At 63.8% G+C, this 20,971-nt stretch carries 20 protein-coding genes; 15 read left to right on the forward strand and 5 right to left on the reverse strand.

From position 1 onward, the window contains the following. A partial coding sequence (locus ACESNG_RS06845) for a dimethylarginine dimethylaminohydrolase family protein (protein ID WP_373061047.1) occupies positions 1 to 538 on the reverse strand: 538 nt, incomplete at its 3' end. Positions 539 to 669: 131 nt separating this feature from the next. Here ACESNG_RS06845 and ACESNG_RS06850 point away from each other — a divergent pair. The 5 genes from ACESNG_RS06850 to ACESNG_RS06870 all read left to right on the forward strand — a co-directional run bounded on the left by ACESNG_RS06850 (position 670) and on the right by ACESNG_RS06870 (position 5,338). Further along, entirely contained in the window at positions 670 to 1,089 is a 420-nt protein-coding gene (locus ACESNG_RS06850; RefSeq protein ID WP_373061048.1) for a hypothetical protein, read from the forward strand. A gap of 80 nt (positions 1,090 to 1,169) precedes the next feature. Continuing rightward, positions 1,170 to 2,147 carry an NAD-dependent epimerase/dehydratase family protein gene (locus ACESNG_RS06855; protein ID WP_373068324.1) on the forward strand — a complete coding sequence of 326 codons (978 nt, stop codon included), beginning with the start codon at positions 1,170 to 1,172 and terminating at the stop codon, positions 2,145 to 2,147. 62 nt (positions 2,148 to 2,209) lie between these two features. Next, the gene (locus tag ACESNG_RS06860) at positions 2,210 to 3,343 is read left to right on the forward strand and encodes a hypothetical protein (RefSeq protein WP_373068344.1); all 1,134 of its coding nucleotides are present in this window, start codon (positions 2,210 to 2,212) and stop codon (positions 3,341 to 3,343) included. 86 nt (positions 3,344 to 3,429) lie between these two features. Beyond that, on the forward strand, positions 3,430 to 4,197 hold the full coding sequence (locus ACESNG_RS06865) for a type II toxin-antitoxin system HipA family toxin (protein WP_373061070.1): 768 nt from the start codon (positions 3,430 to 3,432) through the stop codon (positions 4,195 to 4,197). Positions 4,198 to 4,330: 133 nt separating this feature from the next. After that, positions 4,331 to 5,338 (forward strand): dipeptide epimerase, encoded by a 1,008-nt coding sequence (locus ACESNG_RS06870; protein ID WP_373068326.1) that lies wholly within the window; start codon positions 4,331 to 4,333, stop codon positions 5,336 to 5,338. On the opposite strand, the gene solA is transcribed toward ACESNG_RS06870, so the two are convergent. Continuing rightward, positions 5,335 to 6,477, reverse strand: coding sequence for an N-methyl-L-tryptophan oxidase (gene solA / locus ACESNG_RS06875; RefSeq protein WP_373068328.1), 1,143 nt, complete (start codon positions 6,475 to 6,477; stop codon positions 5,335 to 5,337). The two genes, ACESNG_RS06870 and solA, sit on opposite strands and share 4 nt — an antisense overlap. A gap of 368 nt (positions 6,478 to 6,845) precedes the next feature. Between solA and ACESNG_RS06880 the strand changes: the two genes are divergently transcribed. From ACESNG_RS06880 to ACESNG_RS06905, 6 genes are all read left to right on the forward strand, one after another. After that, on the forward strand, positions 6,846 to 7,829 hold the full coding sequence (locus tag ACESNG_RS06880) for a phytoene/squalene synthase family protein (protein WP_373061052.1): 984 nt from the start codon (positions 6,846 to 6,848) through the stop codon (positions 7,827 to 7,829). An 11-nt stretch (positions 7,830 to 7,840) separates the two neighbouring features. Next, positions 7,841 to 8,806 (forward strand): carotenoid biosynthesis protein, encoded by a 966-nt coding sequence (locus ACESNG_RS06885; protein WP_373061053.1) that lies wholly within the window; start codon positions 7,841 to 7,843, stop codon positions 8,804 to 8,806. A 58-nt stretch (positions 8,807 to 8,864) separates the two neighbouring features. Further along, the gene (locus tag ACESNG_RS06890) at positions 8,865 to 9,167 is read left to right on the forward strand and encodes a hypothetical protein (RefSeq protein ID WP_373068330.1); all 303 of its coding nucleotides are present in this window, start codon (positions 8,865 to 8,867) and stop codon (positions 9,165 to 9,167) included. 47 nt (positions 9,168 to 9,214) lie between these two features. Further along, positions 9,215 to 10,726 carry a phytoene desaturase gene (locus ACESNG_RS06895; RefSeq protein WP_373068332.1) on the forward strand — a complete coding sequence of 504 codons (1,512 nt, stop codon included), beginning with the start codon at positions 9,215 to 9,217 and terminating at the stop codon, positions 10,724 to 10,726. A 132-nt stretch (positions 10,727 to 10,858) separates the two neighbouring features. After that, positions 10,859 to 12,103 (forward strand): trigger factor, encoded by a 1,245-nt coding sequence (gene tig / locus ACESNG_RS06900; RefSeq protein WP_373068334.1) that lies wholly within the window; start codon positions 10,859 to 10,861, stop codon positions 12,101 to 12,103. 56 nt (positions 12,104 to 12,159) lie between these two features. Further along, positions 12,160 to 12,774, forward strand: coding sequence for an ATP-dependent Clp protease proteolytic subunit (locus tag ACESNG_RS06905; RefSeq protein WP_373061057.1), 615 nt, complete (start codon positions 12,160 to 12,162; stop codon positions 12,772 to 12,774). A gap of 140 nt (positions 12,775 to 12,914) precedes the next feature. On the opposite strand, the gene ACESNG_RS06910 is transcribed toward ACESNG_RS06905, so the two are convergent. Both ACESNG_RS06910 and ACESNG_RS06915 read right to left on the reverse strand, forming a co-directional pair. Further along, positions 12,915 to 14,294: a cytochrome P450 gene (locus tag ACESNG_RS06910; protein ID WP_373061058.1), complete on the reverse strand. Its 1,380-nt coding sequence runs from the start codon at positions 14,292 to 14,294 to the stop codon at positions 12,915 to 12,917. Further along, complete coding sequence (locus ACESNG_RS06915; RefSeq protein WP_373061059.1) at positions 14,287 to 15,021, reverse strand: hypothetical protein; 735 nt, start codon at positions 15,019 to 15,021, stop codon at positions 14,287 to 14,289. Before ACESNG_RS06915 ends, ACESNG_RS06910 begins: the two co-directional genes overlap by 8 nt. A gap of 308 nt (positions 15,022 to 15,329) precedes the next feature. On the opposite strand from ACESNG_RS06915, the gene clpX reads away from it, so the two are divergent. The 4 genes from clpX to ACESNG_RS06935 are packed head-to-tail and all read left to right on the forward strand — an operon-like array spanning position 15,330 to position 20,414. Next, on the forward strand, positions 15,330 to 16,592 hold the full coding sequence (clpX, locus tag ACESNG_RS06920; RefSeq protein ID WP_373061060.1) for an ATP-dependent Clp protease ATP-binding subunit ClpX: 1,263 nt from the start codon (positions 15,330 to 15,332) through the stop codon (positions 16,590 to 16,592). After that, on the forward strand, positions 16,589 to 18,988 hold the full coding sequence (gene lon, locus ACESNG_RS06925) for an endopeptidase La (protein ID WP_373068342.1): 2,400 nt from the start codon (positions 16,589 to 16,591) through the stop codon (positions 18,986 to 18,988). The genes clpX and lon overlap by 4 nt, the downstream gene beginning before the upstream one ends. Next, entirely contained in the window at positions 18,985 to 19,728 is a 744-nt protein-coding gene (gene yihA, locus ACESNG_RS06930) for a ribosome biogenesis GTP-binding protein YihA/YsxC (protein ID WP_373061061.1), read from the forward strand. Before lon ends, yihA begins: the two co-directional genes overlap by 4 nt. Beyond that, the gene (locus tag ACESNG_RS06935) at positions 19,728 to 20,414 is read left to right on the forward strand and encodes a hypothetical protein (protein ID WP_373068336.1); all 687 of its coding nucleotides are present in this window, start codon (positions 19,728 to 19,730) and stop codon (positions 20,412 to 20,414) included. Before yihA ends, ACESNG_RS06935 begins: the two co-directional genes overlap by 1 nt. A 4-nt stretch (positions 20,415 to 20,418) precedes the next feature. Here the strand turns inward: ACESNG_RS06935 and ACESNG_RS06940 are convergent, their stop codons facing one another. Next, positions 20,419 to 20,943, reverse strand: a complete 525-nt coding sequence (locus tag ACESNG_RS06940) for an NUDIX domain-containing protein (protein ID WP_373061063.1) — start codon at positions 20,941 to 20,943, stop codon at positions 20,419 to 20,421. Positions 20,944 to 20,971: the final 28 nt, after the last annotated feature.

Consider the following 20,971-nt stretch of genomic DNA (forward strand, 5'->3'; position numbering starts at 1 on the left):
AGCGTGCGTTGCACAGCACCGTGCGGTCGTCGAGCGCCGTTACGGCGCTCTTGAGGTGCAGGCAGCCCGTGATTTCCACCGGCACCACCGTGTACCCGTAGGGCGCCACCGCGCCACGCAGCTGCGCGATGCCGTCGTCGTTCGTGCGCAACGTGCGGCCCACGTAGATCCGGCGTCCCACCACCATGACGTCGCCGCCGTCGATCGTACCCGGCGCCTCTATGCGATGCAGCGGACGATAGGGAGCCAGCGCAGCGGCGACTGGTTCGATCTCCGCCCGGCGGCTGTCGGCACCCGGACGCGTGATGATCGCGATCTCGTCGAGCACGATCGCGGTATCCTCGATGAACACGGCGTCGGGACAGTCCGGCGCTGGCGCCACCTGTTGTATGGTGCAGCCCAGTGCCACCAGCGCGGCTTCGTACTGCGCGTGCTGTTCCAACGCGCACGCGATGTCGATCGGCGTGCGATCCAGATGCGTCAGTTCGCAGTCAGCGAGCGTGGGGCTGACGGCACGGGTCAGAGCGAGCCAGGACATGCGGACACACCATCAAAAGGAGGCGCCCACGGATCGGGCGAACGCGCGATATGTTATCGCCATGACGCTGCCACCCGCGAAGTCGTCGCACGAGTTCGGAGCATAAACCGCTGCTCCTGCCGGCCGCCGCCGTGGCGAATTCGACCGAGCCACTCGTCGAGTTCGTGTCGCTCGGGCTTGGATCGCGCGCCGGTGCGCTCGTGTCAGTCGCGGTCATCATCAGCGCGCACGGCTGCCGGAATGGATGGGTATTGCTGGCCGGTGAGTTTCCCGCAGCCATGTCCGGCATCTTCACCTTTATCGTGCAGCTCGCGACTGCCACCGCGCTCCCGCTCTACGTGCTCGCGCCACTCGCGGTGCTGCGTTTTATGACGAACGGTCGCGTGCCGCGCAGCTCCGCCCTGTACGCCGCGGCCGTTGGTGCCATTCTTTCTGCTGCGGTGGCGATTTTCGGCTCGGGTGGGCCCGCCGTCGCCTGGGGAACGGCTCTCGTGGTCGCGGGATGGCCGCTCTGCCGCGTGGTCAAGCGTCGCGTGGCGCTGGCGAGTTGAAAAGGTTCAAGCCTGCGCTCATATGACATCGCGCGCGCTCGGATGTAAGATTCCGCCTCACGTCCACCCTCGGAGACTCCATGGCACGCGCACTCGTGATTGGCGGTACCCTGCTCATCGGCCGCACCCTCGTGGATCAGCTGCTCGCGCGCGGCGACGAGGTCGTGATCATGCACCGTGGCCACGGCACACCGTTCGGAACCCGTGTGCGTGAGATCCAATGCGATCGCAACGACGTAAGCGCGGTGGCATCATCGCTCTCGCACGAGCAGTTCGACGTGGTGTACGACAACGTGTACGACTGGCAGCGCGGCACGAGCGCCGAGCAGGTGTGTGCCGCGGCCATCGCGTGTGCGAAAGGGTTACGTCGCTACGTGTTCACCTCGTCGGTCGCGGTGTTTGCGCCAGGTGGGCCATACAACGAAGACAGCGCGCTCGTGCCGTTAGATTTTCCAAACGCCTATGGTGCGCAAAAGGCTGACAGTGAGCGCGCGCTGTTCGCGCTTGGTCGGGCACAGGGCCTTCCGGTCACGACGATCCGGCCCGCGTTCATTTTCGGACCGCACAACGCCTTCGACCGCGAAGCCTTTTTCTGGGATCGCATCGTTGCCGGGCGTCCCGTGATCATTCCCGGTGACGGCCTGTCCACGATGCAGTGGATCTCTTCCCGCGATGTCGCACGCGCCGCCATTGCGTCAACGGAACACGACGTGGCGATCGGCCGTGGCTACAATGTGGCCAATGTGCCGGCGATCACTCAACTGGACTTCGTACGCCTGCTGGCTCGCGTGGCCGGCAAAGACGTCACGTTGGTGCACGTGCCGCGCGAGACCATTGCGGCGCTCGGCGGTGGCATCATGGAGCCGCCGTTGTACTTCGGCGCCTTTCTCGATATCCCACCGATCACCGTGCGCAACGACCGCCTGCGCACCGACCTCGAGCTCGAGCTGACACCGCTCGAGGACGGACTGCAGGAGACGTTTCGCTGGTATGCATCGCAGCAACGCCCGACGCCGGATTTCTCCTGGGACGACACGGCGATCGCAGCGGTTGGATAAGGCTTCCTGCCGACTGGCGGCCCCTGCCGCCATCGTGCACGTTTCCTTTCATCGGTCGGCTGGTGCACGTGGCACTGCCATCACTCGATGTTCTCACACTGTTGCTCCAGGAGCGTCACGTGCGTACAACCATTCGCCGCGCCGTGATCGCGGCTGCCATGGCTTGGCCCTCGGCCTTGTTGGCGCAGGACGTCACGGTTGAGAGTGTCGTCGACACCCGCTTCTATGGGGCGATTGGCAAGATGGTGGATATCGCGGCGCGCTTTGGAGGCGCCAAGGTACACGACGTGCCGACGACAACCATGGTGTCCAGGCACAAGATGCGGACCGAGAACGCGAACTCTGCCACCGTCATCGATGTGGACGACGGCCAGTGGATGGAGGTGGATCACAAGCGAAAGTCGTACACCACCATGACCTTCGCCGAAATGGCGGCCGCTATGGACGAGGCCACCCGTTCGGCGAAATCATCGCGCGACAAGAGCGCGGCGGACAACGCGAAGAATCCCGACGCTGCCAAGGGGGACGTGAACGTGAAGTATTCCGTGGCGGTGGACCGCACCGGCGAGCGTCAGCGTATTGCCGGGTACGACGCCGAGCGCCTCTTCATCACGATCACCGTGGAAGCCGAAGCCACCCCCGAAGGCGAGAAGACTCAGCAGGCGGGGAGCTTGGTTATGCTGCTCGATCAGTGGATGGCGAAGAGCGCCCCGCAAATTGCGGCCTCGGAAGAGTTCTACAAGGCGTTCTCCGCCAAGTCGGGCCAGGCGTTCCGCACGAATGCGCAATCGATGCAGGCAGCCTTCCAAGCCGACCCTCGTCTCAAGACGGGTATGGAGGCGGCGGCGAAGGAACTGAAGAAAGTGTCGGGCGTTTCGCTGCGCAGCGCCACCTATGCGGTGTTGCTTCCGATCGGCATGAAGTTCGACCGCAAGCTGGTGCTCAACGACGTGGCCGTGGCGACGCCTGCCGCCACAGATGAGAAGCCCAAGAAAGGCTTGCGCGGGATGATGGGGGCCATGAAGGCGGCGGCCGAGGACGCGGCCAAAGGCTCGGACAACAAGGAGCCCGAGCCGATGAAGCAGACCACGCTGCTCGCCGTTACCGATGAGGTGAAGTCGATCAGCACAGGCGCCGTAGCGGCGTCGATGTTTGCGCCACCGGCCGGATACAAGCTGGAAGCGCGGCGTCGGTAACTTTCCAGTCGCACGCCCTCGCTGAATCCCCGTCGAGAATCAGAAGCCCTTGTGCGGACGATGAATCGGCGGAGGATTGGCGTCTGCTGCTTGCCCCTGGCTCCTCATTTGGCGGTACGCGGCCCAAGGCCTCGGTTCGCGATGCCACCGGCGCGCTGTTCATTGCCAAATTCCCGAAGCGTGCGGAGGACGACCACCGCGTGGTCGCGTGGGAATCAGTAGCACCCCAACTGGCACGCGAGGCGGGTGTATACGTGACGGATTCGCGCTTTGAGCGTATGGCCGCGAATGATGTGTTGCTTGTACGCCGCTTCGACCGTACAGTCGGCATCGACCGCGTGCGCCGCGTGCCGTACCTCTCGGCGCTCAGCATGCTCGGAGCCACCGATGGCGAGCGGCGAAGCTATCCGGAAATTGCTGATGTGTTGCGCCGACACGGGTCGTGCGCGACGGATGATCTGGCAGAGCTCTGGCGACGCATGGTGTTTTCAGTGTTGATCTCCAACACCGACGATCACCTTCGAAACCACGGGTTTCTGCACGAAGGTGTCGTCGGGTGGCGTTTGTCGCCGGCGTTCGATCTCAATCCCGTGCCGACTGACATCGCGCCGCGCTTCCTTGCCACGTCGCTCGACGTCGATGGGGATCCGACCGCCTCGCTGGAGATCGCGCTTTCGGTTGCCGAGCAATTCGGACTCGAGCCCGACGAAGCATCCGCGATTGCCGGTGACGTGGGGCGCGCCGTTCGACGATGGCGGTCTGTGGCGACGCAACACGGCATCTCGTCGACAGAAATCGACCGCATGGAATCAGCGTTCGAGCACCATGACCTACAGGTGTCGCTCGCCTGCTGAGTGCGGCGCTCCCCCGACCGCCGACGCGACCGGGTCCTTCCACGTCTTCCTCACTATTCTACGAACCGATGACGACAAGTGCGATAGCGGCTCCCGTTGCGGCCCGGCGTCCTGGACAGTTGATGGCGAACCGATGATCACCAGTACCGTAGAGATCGAGCAGTGGGAACTTGTCGAGCCGTTCGAGATCGCGCGTGGCGTGATGACCGCGGTTCCGCTGGTCGTGCTGACACTCTCCGATCGTTTGGGCAATATCGGTCGCGCGGAAACGGCGGGTGTGGACTATGACGGCGAAACGCCGGCACTGCTGCAGCTGCAGATCGAGTCCGTACTGCCGTTGGTCCTGGCCGCCGCGCACGGCGACGTGGTGAACGACGCCACGCTGCGGGCCGCGCAGGAGCTGCTCTTGTCGGGCGGTGCGCGCAACGCCATCGACTGCGCGCTCTGGGACCTGCGCGCCAAACAGTCCGGCATCGCGGCCTGGCGATACGCGGCGCTGCCAGGACTGCGCCCGCTGACCACCGTCTTCACACTCGGCCTTGGCACCGAGGCGGACACGCGCCGGAAGGCGCGCGCGGCGCGCGGCTATCCGTTGCTCAAACTCAAGTGCGACGCAGACCGCCATGTAGATATCGTGCGATGGGTGCGCGAGGAGCATCCGACCGCACGCATCGCGGTCGATGCGAATCAGTCGTGGAATCGCGATCTGTTGGAGCATGTGCTGCCACGGCTTGCCGCGCTCGGCGTCGAAATGGTCGAGCAGCCAGTGCCGCGCTTCGAAGACGCGCAGCTCGATGGGTTGCAGGCGTTGCTGCCGCTGGCCGCCGACGAATCGTGCGTCGATCGCGAATCGCTCGCCGAGTTGTACGGGCGCTATCAATTCATCAACATCAAGCTCGACAAGTGCGGTGGACTCACCGAAGCGCTTTCGATGTCGAACGAAGCGCTCGCGCACGGACTGCAGCTGATGGTCGGCAACATGTGCGGCACATCGCTCGGCATGGCGCCGGGCTTTCTCATCGGCCAGCGCTGTGGCTACGTGGATCTCGATGGCCCACTGCTGCAAACGCGTGATCGCGACCATGCGATCGAGTTCACCGACGGTGTCATGCAGCCGCCGTCGTCGGCGCTCTGGGGTTAACGCACGCGCCGGAAAAATCGCGCGAGCCTGAACAGCGCGATGTCGTGCGACGTGGTGCCATGCTGCACGAGATCGGCGCAGATCTCGCCGATCACACTGCAGAACTTGAAGCCATGTCCGGAGCATGGCGACACCAGCAGCACTTCCGGCATGTCCGGCGCGCGATCGATGATGAAGTGCTCGTCGGGTGTATTCGTGAAGATGCAGGCCGCCGACGACTGCATGGCACCGTTTGCATCCGGGAAATAGCGCGCGACCGCTTGACGCAGCACCGCTTCGTCTGCCGCGTGCACCGCGCGATCCATCGTGTCAGGATGGATGCGCTCATCGCGGTGATGATAGCGCCCGATCTTGAACCCCGGCACACCATACTCGGGGAAGCCGTAATAGGTACCCTCGGCGGCCTCGAGCACGAACACCGGGAACGCCGTGGGCGCGAAGCGGGCGTGGTCGGCAATGTCGAACCAGCCAAGCACCTGACGCTCTGGTGCGAGCAGCGGCTGCAGTGAGGGGGCGAGGTCGGCCATCCACGGTCCGGCGGTCAACACGAGCTGTGCGGCCTCGTACTCGGCCCGATCGGTGCGTACCCGCACCCTCCCGTTGCTTGCCGTGTACCCCAGCACTTTTTCATGGATGTGGATCGTGGCGCCGTGTGACCGCGCGCGATCGACGTACGCGCGAATGCAGCGCTCCGGCGTGAGAAACCCCGCGTCGGGCTGATACACGGCCATCGCATTCGGCGCGGGGTGCCATCCCGGAAAGCGCGCCGCCAGCGCGGTGGCGTCGAGTACCTCGTGCGACAGTTTGTGCTCGCGGCAACTGCGGAGTGAGCCTTCGAACACGAGGCTGCCGGCGAAACCCACGTCGAGTCCGCCGGTGACATGCAGCAACGGCTCCTCAAGCCCCTTCTCCAGCTCCCGCCAGAGCGCGAAGGCACGACGCAGCAGCGGCACGTACGACGGATCCTCGAAATAGGCCAGCCGGATAATACGGGTGAGCCCATGCGACGAGCCGAACCCGTGCCCGAGGTCATGCTGTTCCAGCGCGAGGACGCGCAGACCGCGGGCCGCCAGCTGATAAGTGACGGCGCTACCCATACCGCCGACTCCGACGACAATCACGTCCAACGTCTGAGACACCTGTTGCGCCCTCCGTGGTAGGTTGCTTATGTCACGCCCCAACGCCTTGTCCCTGATTCATAGGGGCCCGCCCCGCGTTTTCCAGATGCGCGCAAACCGTCAACATTTCTTGACACTCGTACTGTAAAGGATAGTTGACAGTTCCTGATTGCGGTCCCACCTTATCTTCTGGTTATTCATAGGGCTACCGCATTTCACGACTCGGCCGCACGAGAAGGAACCTGTCGTCGCCGACCGCGTTGAGCACTTGTGGCTTTCCGTGGGTGACCGCTCGAGTTCGCGGTCGCCGTCATCCCGCCTAACCACCGTCTTGATGAGTTTCGTGTCCGCATGAGTCTTCAATCGCAGCGCCTGCTGCCTTGGTCAGCATGATCGTCAACGCGTCCGTCGACGACGCGTCCGAGTGTGCCCGGATCACGATGGCGCACGCACGTACATTTTCGCTGGCCAGCAAGCTGTTGCCGAGCGCGAAGCGTCGTGCCGCCTACGCGCTGTACGCATTCTGCCGTATCGCGGACGATCTGGTCGATCAGGCTGACCATGACAACGTGGCCGAGCTCAGTGTTCAGCTGACCGCCTATCGAACGCAGCTGCAGGCCGCACTCGATGGTCGTCCAAGCGGACCGATCTTCCGCGAAGTCGCGTGGGTCGCGAGCGAGTTCGACGTCTGCCCCGCCCCACTGTTCGAGCTACTCGACGGCGTGCGACGTGACCTCGAGGCGCACACCTACGACACGTGGGTCGATCTCGAGCGCTACTGCGAAGGGGTCGCCAGTTCCGTTGGCGAGATGTGCACCTACGTGTTCGGCGTCCCCGCCGGACCGGCCATGCTCACCCAAGCCATCCAGTATGCGCGCACGTTGGGCACCGCGATGCAGCTCACGAACATCCTGCGGGATGTCGGTGAGGATGCGCAGCGTGGCCGTTGCTACTTGCCGGCTGAAGACATGGCGCGGTTCGGTCTGACGCCACAGGACGTGCTCGCCCGCGGCGCCGATCTGGCCCGTCATCGCGGATGGGCGCCGCTCATGGCGTACGAGGTCGGCCGCGCACGTGCGCTGTACTCGGCCGCTATGCCTGGCATTGCCTTGCTCGATCACGATGCGCAGCGCTGCGCTGCCGCCTGCGCGAACGGTTACGCGGGCATTCTGGTGGCGATCGAGGCACAGGGGTACGACACCATCTCTACTCGCGCGCGCATCGGCCGGCTCGCTCGCGTGGGTATCTTGTGGAATGCCTGGCGCTATCGCGCGACGGCGCCCGATCTCTCCGCGCTGGGTCACGGTCCGCGGATCGTGTGGGAACCCAACGCGGTAGCTGCCAACACCGATTCCCTGATCCGTCTTGCCTGAGGGGCAGTTTGATGACCACTAATACAAGCCTTGGGGATCCGCGAGGCGACACGACCCCTTCGACGCTGTTCAAGATTGCCGGAATCGCTCTCTTGGGACACGCGTTCTTCAGTGCGTTCTCGGCCTTCGCGTTCGCGACGTTTCTGGTGCCGCCGTATCCGGAGTGGGTCCAGACGGCGCAGAACCAGAAGGTCATGGCCGTCGGCTTTGCGTACGGTGGCGCGACAACCGTCACGCTCGGCGCCATCGCCGGGTTGGCGTTCCTGGCCCATTGCATCGGCTACCGACGCGCGATGCTGGTGTTCCTGGTGTCGTTCTGTCTGGCGTTTATTTCCGAGTACCTCGGCACGGTCACCGACTATCCGTTCGGCGCCTACGAATACACGAGTCAGCTGGGCTACAAGATGTTCGGACGGGTGCCGTTCAATATCCCCACGTCGTGGTTTTACATGCTGGTGGCGTCGCTGGCGATCTGCGGACGATTCCTGCCGGCGAAGGACGACAACACGTCGAAGTGGTATTGGGCACTCATGGCCGGCTTGGTGCTGACCGCGTGGGACGTGTCGATGGACCCGGCGATGGTGAAAACGAACCACTGGTTCTGGCAGATGGGCACCCTCGCCGACCGCTCCGCATTCGAGCAGTTCATCGGGAAGCCGATCTTCTTCGGCATGCCGATCACGAACTGGCTCGGCTGGCTTTTTACCGGCATCATCGTCGCCCGCGTGATGCTGGCCATCGTGCCGCCCTCGATGTGGGCCGCGAAGGTGTCGATTCATCGCCTTCCCATCACGTTGTACGCGGTGAATGGCCTCCTGCCGCTCGCGATCTGCTTCCGTCAGGACATGGTACTGGCCGGCGTGCTTGGAACAATCGCCATGCTGATCCCGCTATGGGCTGCGCTGCGTCACGCCCCGCAGCCGCTCGGCAATCCCGCCACGGCCCAGATGGCCCGCGTCGCAGTGTCGGGTCGCTGATGGCGCGTTCGAATCACTGGCGCGCTGGCACCGTCGGCACGTTCAGTGCGTTAACTTCATGAATGGCAAGATGGACTGGCTCGCCCCGATTTTTGATTCTGACGCGCTACCGGTCGGCATTCTCGTTCTCATCGTGATCGAGGCAGTGGCACTGTGGGTGTGGCAGCGACTGAATCCAACGTCGCCGTTAGGCTCGCCGAACACGGCACGCATCGTGTCGTTTCTCGGGGCGGGCGGATCGCTGGTCGCGGCGATGATCTTTCATCGACGACCAGAACCGTCTCCCGAGGGGTTTGCGTTGGCCATGTTGGCAGCTCTCGTGATTCACCTTTGGCACATTACTGTGCTCCTTCGCCGCTGAGTATCGCGACGGAGCGGCGCTCCCCGCTTTCTCCAGCAACTCGGTTCATGCGCATTGTTGTCATCGGCAGCGGCTTCGGAGGACTGGCAGCCGCGATTCGCCTTCAGGCACAGGGCCACGACGTCACGATCGTCGAAAAGCTCGACAAGGCCGGTGGCCGCGGATACGTGTTCGAACAGGATGGCTTTACGTACGATGCCGGCCCGACGATCATCACGGCACCGTGGCTCATCGACGAACTGTTCGAGCTGACCGGGAAAAAGACCGAAGATTACATCAAGCTCGTCCTGCTCGATCCGTTCTACAACATTCGGTTCGAGGACGGCTCGGTCTTTCACTACAACGGAGACCGCGAGAACATCGTGCGTCAGGTGGGTGAGTTCAACCCCGATGATGTCGCTGGTTACATGAAGTTCCGCGAGAAGGCGTGGGAGATTTTCAACGTCGGGATGCCGCTCATCGACAAGCCGTTTCTCACGGCAGGCTCGATGCTGAAGATGCTCCCTGACCTCATCCGCACCCGCTCCGACGTGTCGGTGGCGGACCTTGCCGACAGGTATCTCAAGGACCCCCGGCTGCGGCAGGTGTTCTCGTTCCATCCGCTGCTGGTCGGTGGCAATCCGTACAAGACGTCGTCGATGTATGCGCTGATCCACAAGCTCGAGCAGCAGTGGGGCGTGCTATTCGCCATGGGTGGCACGGGCGCGCTCGTGCGAGCCCTGGTGCAGGCGTTCGAAGATCTGGGTGGTACGATTCGCTTCGACAGTGAAGTGCAGGAGATCACCGTCGATACGGCGCGTCGCCGCACGACGGGCGTGAAACTCCTGGGCGGCGAAACGGTGCGGGCTGACGCTGTGGTGTGCAACGGCGATGTGGCGCAGGCGTATCGCACCCTGTTGCCACCCGCTGTTCGCCCCTCCATGAGCGATGCGAAGGTGGAACGCATGCGATTCTCCATGTCGCTGTTCGTGATCTACTTCGGCACGAACAAGCAGTACGAGAACATCGCGCACCACGAGATCATCATGGGGCCGCGCTACAAGGCGCTGCTGGAAGACATCTTCGAGAAGAAGATCCTCTCCGACGACTTCTCGCTGTACCTTCACCGCCCGACAGCCACCGACCCGTCGCTCGCACCGCCGGGCCACGATTGCTGGTACGTGCTCTCGCCCGTCCCGCACCTTGGCGGCGATGTCGACTGGGCCGCTGTGGGCGATCGGTATCGGGATCGCATCATGGGCTATCTCGAAGAGCGCTACATGCCCGATCTGTCGAAGCACATCGTGAGCGAGCGGCGGATCGACCCCCGATATTTCGAGAGCACTCTCAACAGCTATCTGGGCAGCGCCTTCGGCCCGGAGCCGGTGCTCACGCAGTCGGCCTACTTGCGGCCGCACAATGTGAGCAAGGACATCCCGAACCTGTACTTCTGCGGCGCCGGCACGCACCCCGGTGCCGGACTGCCTGGCGTCATCTCCAGCGGCAAGATCGTCGCCGAGCTGATCGGCGGCGCGCCGGCCCGGGCAGCCGCTCCGGCCCCCGAGCTGTCGTTGCGCTGACCCACACCGGCCGGCGGCCGTTTCACCGCTGGCCGACTCCCTCGATCGCAGGGCGGCCCTCCGGCATTTTCCCGGCGGCGGCCCTGTTTTCGCAGTTCACCCCGACTCCCTGTCTCACTTAGATTGCGCCGCATGACCATCACCATTACCCCGACCGAGAGCGCGGGAGTCTCGCGCCGGATGCAGATCTCGGTGCCGGCAGACACCGTCGCGTCCTACGAAGATCAAGCGGCGCGCAAGTACGCGACGAAAGCCCGCATTCCCGGCTTCCGCCCCGGCAAGGCTCCGGCCGCGATGGTGCGCAAGCGCTACGCCGCCGAAGTCCGGCAGGAAGCGATCGAACTCGCGATGAACGAGGCGTTCCGCGAAGCCGTCGAGCGCGAGGGCCTTAAACTCGCCGCGCAGCCGCACGTGCACGATCTGAAAGCCGTGCCGGGCCAGCCGCTCGAGTTCGAATTGCACTGTGAAGTGCGTCCCGAACTCGCGCTCGAGAAGCTCGATGGCTTGACGGTCACGCGTCGCGATTCGACGGTGACCGATGACCTGGTCGAAGAGCAGATCGCGAAGATCCGCGAGCAAAAGGCGGATTGGGCGCCGGTCGAAGACAAGCCGGCACCCGGTGACATGGTCACTGTGATGCTCTCCACTGCCGACGCCGATGGTTCCCTGCCCGAGGGCAAGGAGTACCGCCTCGTCCTCGGCGGCGGCCAGGCGATTGCCGGCATCGAGGAGCTCATCATGGAGACGGCCCCCGGTGGCACGACCGAGCGTCAGGTACGCTGGCCCGACGACTTCCCTGATGAATCGCAGCGTGGCGTCGGCAAGCTCGTACGCGTTGTCCTCACCGACCTGAAGCGCAAGTCGCTCCCGGCGCTCGACGACGCCTTCGCGCGTGAGGTCGGTGACTTCGATACGGTGCAGATCCTGCGCGACACCGTGCGCGCCGACATGGGAACGCACTCGAAGCGTGAAGCCGATGCCGAAGTGCGCGGTTCGATCATCGACCAGATCGTCGAAGCGAATCCGTTCGACGTGCCCGAGGCGTGGGTCATGCAGCTGGTTGACGGCTACATGCAGATGTATGGCGTGCCCGACGCCGAGAAGCAGCGCTTCTCGCAGGAGTTCATTCCGATGGCTGAGCGTCAGGTGCGTCGCGATCTGATCATCGACACGATCGCCGAACGCGAGTCGCTCACCGCGAGTGCGTCGGCCGTGGATGCCCGCATCGAGGAGCTCGCGAAGGCCCGGAACGTGGATCCCGGCCAGGTGTACGCGCAGCTGCAGAAGTCGGGTCGTTTACAAGAGATCGAGCGTGAACTCACCGAAGACCATGTCTTCGGTTGGCTGCTCGAGAAGAATCCGGTCACGACGGCGTAATCGTTCGATCGCCGTTCGAGACAAAGCCCGACCAACCGTTTCAGGAGAGTTGTAGCATGGCATCGATTTACATGCCGTACATCATTGAGCGCTCGAGCCGTGGTGAGCGCACGTATGACATCTTCTCGCGCCTGTTGATGGACCGCATCGTGTTCCTGGGGTCGCCGATCAACGACGACGTCGCGAACATCATTATCGCGCAGATGCTGTTCCTCGAGGCCGATAATCCCGAGAAGCCGATCCACCTGTACATCAACTCGCCGGGCGGCAGTGTGTCTGCCGGTCTGGCGATGTATGACACCATGCAGTTCATCAAGGCGCCGGTACACACCACGTGCATGGGTATGGCTGCCAGCATGGGCGCGTTCCTGCTCTGCGCCGGCGCCGCCGGCCATCGCAGCGCACTGCCGCACTCGCGCATCATGATCCACCAGCCGTCGCAGAACGGTGGCGGTGGCTCCGCGTCGGATATTGAAATTCAGGCGCGCGAGATCCTGTATCTCCGCTCGAAGATGAACGAACTGATGGCCAAGCACTCAGGCAAGCCAGTCGAGCAGGTCGAGCGCGATACCGATCGTGATCGCTTCATGAGCGCCGACGACGCCAAGGTGTATGGGCTGGTAGATAATGTGATTCAGCCTCAGGCAGAGTTGGTGACGGTAGCGAAGTAGGGACTGCGAACTACAAACTCCCCAGGAAAGAGGGAGGAGGGTTTCAGGACGGAGGGTGCAGGAACCGCGTGCGGTCCACCTGCCTCCTGCATCCTGAAACCCTCCTCCCTCTTTCCTGGGGAGTTTTTTGCGGTCCCAAGTCAGCGCACCACCCCAACTCGCATCATGATCTCCACCGCTGGCCTCGTCGTGAGCCGCGCGAATGGCCGCACACGGTCCGCATCCAATGCCGTGAAATCGAAATGCCTTACGAGGCTGGCCAGTATCAGCGCCGTCTCGATCGTGGCGAACGCGGCCCCCACGCAAATGCGCGGCCCGGCGCCGAACGGGATGTACGCGCCCGGCGTCATCTCGGCTTCACGCTCGGGCAGGAAGCGGTCGGGATCGAAGCGATCAGGATTCACCCACATCTTCTGGTGCCGGTGCATGCTCCACGGCGCGATCATGAGCATCGTGCCGCGCTTCACGCGACGGCCCGCGATTTCGGTATCCTGCGCGGCTACCCGCGGCAAGAACGTGATCGGCGGATACAACCGCAACACTTCACGAAAGAAGTTGCGCACGTACGGCAACCGCTTCGTGTGCTCCAGCAGCACCGGTCCGTCGCCCACCACACGCGCCACTTCGTCGCGCATGCGCGCTACCGCGTCGGGGCGAACCGAGAGAATGTAGAACGCCCACGTGAGTGAACTCGCGGTGGTTTCATGTCCGGCCAGAAAGAACACGCCCAACTGGTCGATCAACTCTTCGCGCGTAAAGGGCTGCCCCGTATCGGTGTCGCGCGCGTCGAGTACGGCGCCGGCGATGTCATCGAGTCCGAGCGTCGCGATGCGCGTGTCGAGCATGGCGCCGAGGTGCATGCGTATGCGCGCGCAGGCGTCGCGGACCGACTTCGGCTGCGTGGCCGGGGACCAAGGTTTGTCGATCAGCAATCGCTTGATGTCGATGCTGCCGACCTGCCGTTCGAAGCGCATGAAGTCCTCGAACACCTGCTGCGACGTCTCACCTTCCAACGGCACCGAGAAGATCGTGCGCGTAATCACGTCGGCCGTGAGATGACTCATCGCGGCGTCGAGCGAGAATGTGTCGCCCGACACGGAGAGTGCACGCAGTCGCGTTTCGAAGTCGTGCACCGCCGCCGCCATGAAATCAAAGGCGTGGTTGATGCGCATGTGCGAGAAGGCCGGGTCTACCATCTTGCGCTGCCGCCGCCAGCTGTCGCCACTCGTGACGAACATCGAATTGCCGACCAGATCTTCGAGCGCTTCCACGAATAAATCGTTCTTCGGGAAGAGATCGTGATCCGTGAGGATCTTGTTCACCCAGGTCGGATCATTGACCAGCAGGATCCCGCGGCGCGACGACCCCAGCGGCGTGACCATCTCACGGTACGCGAGATCGGGAAGGAGGCTGAGCAGGTCCTTCTGGCGGCGCCACAGCAGCCGCAGGAGCGAGGTGACGGGCGCGCGAGGCACCGGTGCCGGCGGGCGGTACAACGGGGACAGTGTAGCGTCAGGCACCCTGTATGGTCATCCGCGCCGGTCGGCGCTGCGTGAGACGAATGCGAATCTGGTGATAAATGATAATGGCGAGTCCGACGACCAACGGAATCGACCACATCTTCGGATTGAGTGCGTTGTGCGGCATCAGACGCACGAACCCGAACGCCATGAAGGCGGTGTATACGGAGATGCCTGAGCCCACGATCGCCTTCACATGTTCCAACTGGTACGCAATCCGCGATGGGGTCGGCGTGTAGATAAACCAGAGGTTGGTGAGGCCGGAGGCCACGCCGACGACCGCGATGCCCATCATGAGCACCTCGTCGATGAGCCAGCCGCGGTAGGCACAGAGCAGTGCGGCGGCAATCACCAGCAGGTTGAGCCCCACATTGGGCCACCGGCGGTTCTCGAGGTGCTGCTTCTTGTTGCGCACCGTCAGGAGCCCGTGCCACACCAAGCTGATCGTCAGGATGGCCAGATACAGCATCATCCAGCCGAAAATCCCCTGCACCCGGGCGAGCGGCCAATCCGTGAGATGGCTGTGGGTGGCCACCGGGGCCAGGATGGTGTTCGTCGCCATGCCGATCGCCATGGAGGCTGTCACCAGCATGAGATACGCGTATACCGTGCCGAACTTCTTGTGGTTTTGCCCCCCCTTCTTGCCAAAGACGGGGACCCAGAAGAGCACCAGCCCGATCGCGCCGGTGGTGACGTGCACGAACAGGAACCATTGAAATGGCCACATGCGCTACGATTTCTCCCTCGGGAAGACATCCCGGGTTCGCGGGACCACGCCTCTTTCCGACCTTTGCCGGGTATGACTTACGGTACGGCACGTGCACCAGCGACGCCAGCGTAAAATCCGTGATCGCCGGTGTCCGGCTCAGGTTTTTGCCATCCCCGCCGACACTCATCACGGAGAGTTTTACCCGCCTTCCTCGGGAAGACGGCCCGCTTCGCTTGACCCTGCGCGTCCAAGCGAGTTAACTGTATGTAGGGAGGTGGCTTGTCTCGCCACATCCCGTCATCGATTGCCCACCGTTCCGGACCGACATGTCCCACGACAAGCATCTCCGCTGCTCCTTCTGCGGCAAGTCCAAGGACGCCGTCCGAAAGTTTATTTCGGGCCCGTCGGTCTACATTTGCAACGAGTGCATCGCGCTCTGCAATGAGATCCTGGCCGAGGACGAGGAGCGGGAAGTCACCGAGGCGATCACCCAGGTGCCCACGCCTCGGGAGATCAAGAAAACCCTCGATCAGTACGTGATCGGGCAGGAGAACGCGAAGAAGGCACTTGCGGTGGCTGTCTACAACCACTACAAGCGCATCAACGCGGCGGGTAATGCGCGTGAAGACGACGTCGAGCTCGACAAGTCGAACATCCTCCTGATCGGCCCCACCGGTACCGGCAAGACTCTGCTCGCGCAGACGCTTGCTCGTATTCTGGATGTGCCATTCACGATTGCCGATGCGACCACGCTCACCGAAGCCGGCTACGTCGGTGAGGACGTCGAGAACATTCTGGTGCGGCTGCTGCAGGCCGGCGACTTCAACGTCGCCGAGTGCGAGCGCGGCATCGTCTACATCGACGAAATCGACAAGATTGCACGCAAGTCGGAAAACCCCAGCATCACGCGCGACGTGTCGGGCGAAGGCGTGCAGCAGGCCCTGCTCAAGATTCTCGAAGGCACGGTCGCCAGCGTGCCGCCGCAGGGTGGCCGCAAGCATCCGCAGCAGGAATACATCCAGATCAACACCAAGGATATCCTGTTCATCTGCGGTGGCGCTTTCGATGGCCTCGAGAAGATCATCGAAGCCCGCACCGGTCGGCGCCAGCTTGGCTTCGACACCAAAAAGGGCGACGGCAAGGTAGTCTCCATCAAGCAGACCACCCCGAAAACGCCGTTCGCGGAAGTCGAGCCCGATGACCTGCTCCGCTTCGGTATCATCCCCGAACTCGTGGGACGCTTACCGGTGTGTGTGCCGCTCGAAGCACTCGACGAAGACTCGCTCGTGCAGATCCTCAAGGAGCCGAAGAACGCGCTGACGAAGCAGTATCAGCGTCTCTTCGAACTCGAAGATGTGAAGATTACCTTCGAGGAGTCCGCGCTCCGCGCCGTGGCCAGCAAGGCACTGCGCCGCGGCACCGGCGCGCGAGGTCTGCGTGCCATTCTCGAAGAAACCCTGCAGGACACGATGTTCGACCTCCCTACCCGGGATGACGTGGTCGAAGTACGCGTCACGGAAGCCTCCGTCTTGCACGGCGGTCCACCGCTCCTTGAAATCGCGCCCAAGCGGCAGAAGAAGGAAGCCTGAGCACGAACCGCACTTCAAGGACCGGCAGCCTACGGCTGCCGGTCCTTCCACTTCGCGACGTGGTGTTGTTTCCCCACGTCGCCATGCCTCTCCTGATCGGTCGTGAGGGATCGCTCGCCGCGGTCGCCGCGGCGAGCGACGGCACGCAGGAGCTGCTGCTGGTGACGCAGCGCGACGCAGACGTCCACGCGCCTGGCGCGTCAGATCTCCATCGCGTCGGCGTCCTCGCGCGCTTGCAGCAGGTGACGCGGCTCGCCGGCGGCACGACCAAGATCCTGGTGGAAGCCGTCTCGCGCGTGAGCGTGCAGCGCTACACAACGTCCCGCAGTACTGCGCTGCTCGAAGCCCGCGTCACGCCGTTGCCGCTGCGCGCCGGTACGGCCAAGACGGCGCCCCGCGACGGCACGCATGCCACATTGCGACATGCGCTCACCATGTTCGAGGAGTACGCCAACCTTCAGCGGCGTCTGCCGCCGGAGGTGGTTGGCCTCCTGCAGTCGCTCGACGACGAACAGCGCATCGCCTTCGGGATCGCCGCGCATCTGCAAGTGCCCATCGAACAGCGGCAGCGGCTGCTCGAAGCGCCCACGCTCGCCGAACTCTCGGCGCAGTTGGTCGACGTGCTGGGCCGTGAACTCGCATTGCTCACGCTCGAAAAAAAGCTCGACGAACAGGGGCGTGGATCACTCTTTCAGAATCAGCGCGAGTTCTACCTGCAGGAGCAGCTGCGCGCGATTCATAAAGAGCTCGGCCAGGAAGATGGCGACGAGTTCGAGGAGCTCGCCAAGCAAGTCGCCGATCGCGGACTGCCACCAACGGTCGCGACGCGTGCGCATCGCGAGTTGCGGAAGCTCAAGCGCAGTTCCCCCATGTCGCCCGACGCCACGGTCACCCGCGGCTGGCTCGACTGGGCGCTCAATCTGCCGTGGACGGCGCGCTCCGACGACACCATCGATCTCGATCACGCGCGCTCGGTGCTCGAAGGCGATCACTACGGTCTCGAGGAAGTGAAAGAGCGCATCCTCGACTACATCGCGGTGCTCGGTCGCGTCGGCCACTTGCCCGGACCGATTCTCTGCCTCGTGGGTCCGCCCGGCGTGGGTAAGACCTCGCTCGGCAAGTCGATCGCGCACGCGCTCGGACGCAAATTCGTGCGTATGGCGCTTGGCGGTGTGCGCGATGAAGCCGAGATCCGCGGCCATCGGCGTACGTACATCGGTGCCCTGCCCGGTCGCATCATCCAGGCGATGCGACGCGCCGAAACGATCAATCCCGTCATCCTTCTCGACGAAGTCGACAAGCTCGGCAGCGACTGGCGTGGCGATCCGGCGGCGGCGTTGCTCGAGGTGCTCGACCCCGAACAGCATCACGCGTTCAACGACCACTTCCTCGAAGTCGACTACGATCTGTCGCAGGTGCTCTTCCTCACGACCGCCAATTCGCTGGCTTCTATTCCCGAAGCATTGCGCGATCGCATGGAGATCATCCGCCTGCCAGGTTATCTCGAGCCGGAGAAGATCACCATCGCCCGTCGGTTCCTGCTGCCGCGCCAGCTGGCGGCACACGGTATTCCGCCGGAACAGGTGACGCTCGAACCGAATGTGTTGTCGGCGCTGATCCGGGGATGGACGCGTGAGGCGGGCGTGCGCGATCTCGACCGTCGCCTTGCGCGCTTGTCGCGCAAACTCGCGCGCCGCTCTCTCGCACCCAACGCGAAGGTCGTGATTACCAAGGAAGAACTGCCGTCGATGCTGGGTCCGGCCCCGCACGATGAGCAGGAGAGCGGCCTGCGTGATCAAGTCGGCGTTGCGTCGGGACTCGCCTACACGCACGTGGGCGGCGAACTGCTGGAAATCGAAGTCAGTGTCGTGCCCGGGCGTGGACGATTGCAGCTCACCGGCACGCTTGGTGATGTCATCAAAGAGTCGGCGGCCGCTGCGCTCAGCTATGTGCGCTCACGCGCCCACTCCATGGGACTGCCGGCTGACTTCCATCGCACGCGTGACATTCACGTGCATCTGCCCGCCGGTGCGACACCGAAGGACGGACCGTCGGCCGGTATCGCACTGGCCACCGCCCTCACGAGCGCGCTCACCGGCATTCCGGTGCGTGGTGACGTCGCGATGACGGGGGAGATCACGCTACGTGGTCGGGTCCTGCCTATCGGCGGTGTCCGCGAGAAGGGTGTGGCCGCACACCGGCATCACATCTCGCACGTGATCGTGCCGCAGGGCAACGCCAAGGACCTGGCGGAGCTGCCCGAAGATGTCCGGAACGAAGTAACGTGGCATCCGGTGCGCACGATGGATGAAGTGCTCGCGCTGGCGCTGCGTTCTCCCCTGCCCGAAGTGAGTGATGCGATGGTGATCGATTCTGAGATGGAGCGCCCCACGTGAGCGACTCGCCTCCCATTATCACCGAGGTCATCGCGCCGATCGTCGCGCCGCGCGTCGACCCGTTGGTCATCAAAAGTCTGGAGTATCTCGGGCCGATGGCCAAGCAGGGGGGATGGCGTCCCGATCCCGACCTGCCGGAGATTGCGTTTGCGGGCCGCTCGAACGTCGGCAAGTCGTCGCTGCTGAACCGCCTGATGCGACGCAAGTCGTTCGCGCGCGTGAGCAACACGCCCGGCCGCACGCGCGAGATTCACTTCTTCAACGTGAACAAGCTGTTTTGCCTGGCCGACCTTCCGGGGTACGGGTATGCCAAGATTTCGAAGGCGCGCAAGGCCGAGTGGCGTCCGCTGATCGAGGGGTATCTGAAGGACAGTCCGGTGTTGCGTGGCGTGGTGCAGCTGCTCGACGTGCGCCACGATCCCACCGAAGACGACCTCACGATGCTCGACTTTCTCGCCGACCTTGGCGTGCCGACCATTTTCGCCGTCACCAAGGTCGACAAGTTGCGCAAACTCGAAGTGACGCCGCGCCTCGAAACCGTGTCGAAGTTTCTCGGATTGGACATCGATCAGATCGTGCCGTTCAGCGCGACTACCGGTCTTGGTCGCGATGAGCTGGCGTCGGCACTGATCGACCTGCTGGCGCTTCCCGACTGGAAGCTTCCGGAGTCGCCGGAGGAATTCAGCGACGACGCGCCGGAGGGACACACCGGCGAATCGGCTGAACGAGAGGCCACGTGATGCGCACGGCAAAATACACCGTATTGGCCGTATTGGCGTGCGTACTCGGTGCCTGTGCTTCGACGACCACCATCGTCGCGCAGGTTCCGCCCACCATGCCGCCGGCCGGTCAGGCAGGCACCCAGGGGGACACGCTCGACCCGAACTGGATTCCCGCCGGTTTCGGCACGCTACGGCAGGACGATCTGGCGCTTAAGGTATCACCGGCGAACGGACTGCAGGTCCGCGCGATTCCGCTCGACGAGCGGATCATCCGACTACTCTCTCCCGACTCGTACCGCTCGCTTCGCGAACTGTTGACCAGCAAGAATCGCGAGCTGCTGGCCATGATGGAGCGGAATCGTCTGCCCAGCTATTCGATCTGGTACGTGAGTTTCTTCGCGCAGGAGCAGGGCGAAACGCGCTTCTCGCCGCAGGAGTTCATCATCAACAACACCGGACGTGATTTCCGTCCGCTCGACATGCTCCCGATCACGCCGGGTTTCGGCGAGTACCGTCTGAGGCAGCGCGACGTGCAGTCGGCGTTGATGATCTTCGACGGACAGATCGACGTCAATCAGCCGCTGTCCGCGCTCATGGAAAGCACCCCCAGTGTGACCGACTGGAATCGCGTGATTCAGCGGATCGAGCGCGAGCGGTCGTTGGTGCGCTCGCGGGCCGCGGCTGCTCCCAAACCCCCGCGCTGATCCGTCAGGCGTCGGGCACGCGCAGCACGTCTTCTACCGCGCCGGCATCGCCGTCGCGCAGCAAGTGCACCGCGTAGCGCACGGCGTCGTGTTCGCGGGGCCATGCGAGATGCTTGATCGCCGCCGCTGGGGTACGCCACAGGCTGGCGTCATGTTCGTCGCTCAGCATCACCACGCTGGCGTGCTCCACGACCGCGGCGAACACCACGGCCATCTGGATCGTGTTGGGCCGGGGGAGGAAAAACGGATTGACCGCGATGGCGTAGAGGCGCTGGACGACCATACCGGTCTCCTCGAACACTTCGCGGCGGGCCGCCGCTGCCGGGAGTTCACCTGGCTCGATGCGGCCATGCACGACCTCCCAGGCGCCCGTACACCGCACGCTGACCGCTCGGCGAAGGGTGAGCACCCGCCAGCGATCGCGGCGGCCGTGCGGAGCCGGCGCGAGGACGACCACATCGACCACGCCAACCGCAATCTGGACGTCGGCCGTCGGCATCGCGGGCCCGGCTACAGTCGAAAGGTTCATACCCAATGCTACCCGGTCGCTTGCCCCA

The sequence above is a fragment of the Gemmatimonas sp. genome (assembly GCF_041689975.1).
GTDB lineage: Bacteria > Gemmatimonadota > Gemmatimonadetes > Gemmatimonadales > Gemmatimonadaceae > Gemmatimonas.